Genomic DNA, 4,423 nt, shown 5'->3' with positions numbered 1-4,423 from the left:
AGTTATAGCTCAGCCACTTTGAATCCGAAAAAACGTTGGAGCAATAATAACTCCTACGTTACACTTCGATTCTATTGTTGTAACTTATTAAGAATGAAGTGATTCAATGTTGTACAATACAAGGTGCCTTGATTTTCTAAGTACTAAAGCACTAAGTTTTGAAGGTTTTGGAAATAAAAGTTATTAATTAATAATCATAATGATCGTTTTAGACAAGAAAAATTATAACGATTCTATTGCTTCTTTTAATAGTTTAAAAGAATTTTTTTGTTTTTTAAAATCATACAAGTAGCTAGTAGCCATGAGTTCATCGACTTGGAAGTGCTCTTGAAATAACTGTAGTTGCGGTATTAAGGCTTCTTTATCACCAATCAAAGTCAATCCAAACATTGATTCTACATATTGTTTTTCCATTGGGCTCCATAAATCATCCATAGAAGTCACGGGTGGTTGCAATGGTTGAATTTGGTTTCTAATTGCGTAAAGGTACATTTGCTGCATAGTTGTTAATTCATAATGAGCTTCTTCATTTGATTCAGCTGCAATGACGTTTAATGCAATGATAACATAAGGCTTGTCTAGATACTCAGACGGTTGAAATTCATTTCTGTATGTAGCAATAGCGGCACCCATTTCATTATTGGGAAAATGTCCGGCAAACGAATAAGGTAATCCTAGTTTTGCTGCTAATTTTGCAGAACTGGTAGAGGATCCTAGAATATAAAGAGGAACCTTGGTATTGACTGCGGGATATGCTTTTATTTCTCCTTGTTTTTCTTCTGGACCGAAATATCGTAATAGCTCGGCAATATCATCTTGAAAAGTATCAGCGCCATTTAAAAGTGCCCGTCGTAAAGAGTTTCCTGTATGAGGATCAGCACCAGGGGCACGTCCTACCCCTAAATCAACGCGGTTTGGGTGGATTGTTTCTAGTGTTCCGAATTGTTCTGCCACGACTAATGGAAAATGATTAGGAAGCATTACACCCCCAGAACCGACACGAATCGTTTTAGTCTGTTCTAGTGTATGGTTGATCAGCATCGAGGTTGCAGAGCTGATTGTCCCATTGATGTTATGATGTTCTGCGATCCAATATCTTTCATAACCTAAAGTTTCTGTGTATTGGGCCAAGTCGACCATATGTTGGATTGTTTCTTTAGTTGATTGTCCTTCACGAACAGATACGAGATTTAGAACTGAGAGAGCTAATTTTTTTGTTGTCATTTTTATAGGCTTCTTTCTTATGTATTTTTTTTAGAAACTAAAAGCATCCAACTTAATGGACACTTTCAGATAGTAAGGGAAAGTTACGCTTTTTTGATCCGGACATCAAAATTTTCTCTAAGTACATCTTCTTTGAAAATAACTTCCGCCACATCTTTAGCAGTGATCCTCATTTCTTTCGTCAATTCAAAACCACCAGGTAAATCTTCCCGTTTTGCTTCTTTTTTCTCATCAGTGATCACAGGTGGATTATCTAATGGGAAGTAACCAACAAAAATATCTTTTTCTTTTAGCTCTTGACTTAGATGGGTCATCAACATTTTCAATGCAGCTTGAGCTGTTCCCATGATGCCAGTATAGGGATAGGCGATTCGATCTGATTGTCCACTAGAGATCAACACAGAGCCATGACTTTTTTCTAAATAAGGCATCACATGTTGTACAGAAGTTAAGACAGAAGTGACTCTTAATTGTAAAAATAAAGAAAATAACGATTCAGGTGCTTCGCTCAATGGCATGTAAGATTTTCCTAAAGGTCCAGGAACATTATAGAAATAAGTAGTTAACCCGCCGAGCTGTGTAACTAGACGATCGATTGCTTGGTTTAATTCTGCTGTGTTGCTTGCGTCAGCAGTTTCATAATAAACAGTAATACCATCTTGTTCTAGTCCTTCTTTCAGCTCAACTAAAACAGGTTCCAAAATGTTGATCAATCCGACTTTATACCCTTCAGAACCATATTTTTTGGCTGTTTCATAGCCAACTCCTGGACCTGCACCTACGATAATAATTGATTTACTCATAAAAAACATCCTTCCGTTGTGTAGTTAAATTACTCCCAAAGAATAGCATCGCTTACAGATTTTGTCTGCGCAAATAAGTGTTAGGAAAATGAGGTAAGGGAAGCAAGACCTTAAATATAAAGGCTTTATAAGCTATATGGACTGGAGAAAGATGTGTAAACAATAGAGGTTAATCAGTACCTTTTTGTATGTGAACTTGCTTTGTAAAATGAAACTGACTATAATAGCCTTCAAGTAAGTGAGAGAAAGCAGGTTTTAGAATGCGTGACTATGTAAAGTATAAAAATGAGTTGAATACGGTCTCACTAGGGACATTCAATGCGAATGAATTCAACTTGTTCTTTTCTCTATTAAGCAGAACAAAAGAAGAGCAACACGAACAAATTTATTTAAAATGGGATGATTTAAAAGATTTGGCCCACTATACCTCAACGTCTAACACGAGATTCTTAAAGGATTTGAACAGTATGTATCAAAAATTGACCGATACTAACTATCTTCATATGTACACGGACGATAATCAGGTTGGTTTAGAACGCTTTATGATTTTCGAAGATTTTACATTTCTTGAAAAAGACAAAGCAATCCAAGCCCGTTTTAATCCAAAATTCACATGCCTGTTAAATCAAGTACATGCGAATGCTACTTGTTTTTCTTTAGAAGAATTTATTTCGTTGAAAAAGAAATATGCAAAAAATCTATACCGTTTGCTAAAACAGGCTGAAAAAAGAGGCTACTGGGAAGTGTCGTTTGAGAATTTGACTTTTTTACTTGGAGTACCTAAGAATTACCAAGTAGGACAAATCGATCAAAAAATTTTAAAGCCATCGATTGAGGAATTAAGTAAGTATTTTAGACATTTAACAGTGGAAAAAAAATATAGCAAGACACAAGGAAATAAAGTTTTAGGGTATATGTTTAAATTTGATTCGTTTAGACAAACATAGGGCAAGGAATTATTAGAATTTCAGATGTTTTTTCATTACAAATACGTGTAAAAAATCTTCAGTGAAAAAAATAAATCTAATGTGCTAGCAAAAGCAATCTCTCCAAAGCAATCTTCTTAGCAGCTGAATATATTCTTTTAAAATCTTTATTATAAAATAATGTGCAAAAATGTATATGATTTGACTTGAATATATTTATTGTTTAACATCAAAAAAGTGTTTTTTATAAACGCAATGGAGAATACATATTGGTCTATATCAATTAGAGGAAGGAACGATGTATAAAAGATGTTAAAAAAATTATCATGGTGTCTAGTAATGGTTGTAGGTTTCTTAGGATTCTTTGGGTTTGGAGAACGTTCGTTTGCTGGGGAACTAAGCAACACAGGATTTGTCGATACAATTCAATTTGATAAGACAGAGTTGATGGATGGGGAATTGACATCTATTCATGTGGCATTTAGCGAAAAAGCAGGTGCAAAGCTTAAAGCGGGCGATGTTTTGACGTTGTCTTTACCAAAAGAGTTAGAGGGATTGACAGACTCGAATGATGCGCCACGTGAAATAGATTTAAACGGATTAGGAATAGTTCGAGTATATAAAGATAAAGTTATTTGTACATTTAATGAAAAAGTAAGTCAATTAGAGCGCGTTCGCGGAGAGTTCACATTTGGCGTTCGTGTGACAAATATTGAGGGAAATACAGTAAAAGAAGTACCCGTAAATTTAGGAACGTCAATTAGTATAAAAAATATTGTTGTTAATGGACACTCTGGTGGTGGCGTAGAAGGGGAGAAACCTTTCTTCTATAAAACAGGTGATTTACTAGGAAAATCAGGCCAAATTCGTTGGTTTTTAAATGCAAATTTAACGAAGAGTGATCTAGCCAAAGATATCGTTTTAACAGACAAGTCTGGTGGCGGTCAAGTACTAAATCAAGATAGTTTTGTATTTACGGTTGATAATTATTTAGGTCGATCAGCACTAAGTTTGGAAGAATTTATAAATCAAGGATATGGGACAGTGGAGTTTGGAGCAGATAATGTTTTTGTTATTCGTTTGTATCGTGAAAAAGCACGTTTGACTTCATTTACAATTATGTATACAGCAACCATAACGGAAGCTGGAAAAAAACAACCAAACTTTACGAACGATTGCCAAGTCGATTATCAAGTTTTATACCAAAAACCGAGTTACGAAACCGCTGCTCATAAAGTGAAAAATATTTTTTTAGACGGTAATGCAATTGGTGACGAAAATCAATCTATTAAAGAAGCAATCGTAGAGGAAGAAAATAGTGAAGATGAGTCAAGTGAACTAGAAGAAATTGCACCGCTAGATCCAACCGAACAAGCGAAAGAAACACAAGAAGAAGAGCTAAACCAAGCTAAAGAAGAACAACCAGAAATCCACGTTGGTGAGCAAGTCGAAGTGTTTGAAGACGAATCA

The 4,423-nt window shown here is 35.0% G+C and carries 4 protein-coding genes; 2 read left to right on the top strand and 2 right to left on the bottom strand.

The features are described from left to right. Positions 1–222 precede the first annotated feature (222 nt). Together JZO69_RS16460 and JZO69_RS16455 are read right to left on the bottom strand one after the other, a co-directional pair. Complete coding sequence (locus tag JZO69_RS16460) at positions 223–1,224, bottom strand: LLM class flavin-dependent oxidoreductase (protein WP_207113895.1); 1,002 nt, start codon at positions 1,222–1,224, stop codon at positions 223–225. An 83-nt stretch (positions 1,225–1,307) separates the two neighbouring features. Continuing rightward, positions 1,308–2,027, bottom strand: coding sequence for an SDR family NAD(P)-dependent oxidoreductase (locus JZO69_RS16455; protein WP_207113894.1), 720 nt, complete (start codon positions 2,025–2,027; stop codon positions 1,308–1,310). Between the two features lie 260 nt (positions 2,028–2,287). Here JZO69_RS16455 and JZO69_RS16450 point away from each other — a divergent pair, with 260 nt between their 5' ends. Both JZO69_RS16450 and JZO69_RS16445 read left to right on the top strand, forming a co-directional pair. After that, entirely contained in the window at positions 2,288–2,974 is a 687-nt protein-coding gene (locus tag JZO69_RS16450) for a replication initiation protein (RefSeq protein WP_207113893.1), read from the top strand. 288 nt (positions 2,975–3,262) lie between these two features. Next, the coding region (locus JZO69_RS16445) for a collagen binding domain-containing protein (protein WP_242586926.1) at positions 3,263–4,423 on the top strand (1,161 nt) is incomplete at its 3' end.

This window comes from Candidatus Enterococcus ikei, assembly GCF_017316105.1.
GTDB lineage: Bacteria > Bacillota > Bacilli > Lactobacillales > Enterococcaceae > Enterococcus_L > Enterococcus_L ikei.
This window is presented reverse-complemented; position numbering and strand designations above follow the sequence as displayed.

Excerpts from the sequence above, each read along its gene's own strand:
- JZO69_RS16460 (WP_207113895.1), bottom strand. The coding sequence starts at position 1,224 with ATGACAACAAAAAAATTAGCTCTCTCAGTTCTAAATCTCGTATCTGTT.
- JZO69_RS16455 (WP_207113894.1), bottom strand. The coding sequence starts at position 2,027 with ATGAGTAAATCAATTATTATCGTAGGTGCAGGTCCAGGAGTTGGCTAT.
- JZO69_RS16450 (WP_207113893.1), top strand. The coding sequence starts at position 2,288 with ATGCGTGACTATGTAAAGTATAAAAATGAGTTGAATACGGTCTCACTA.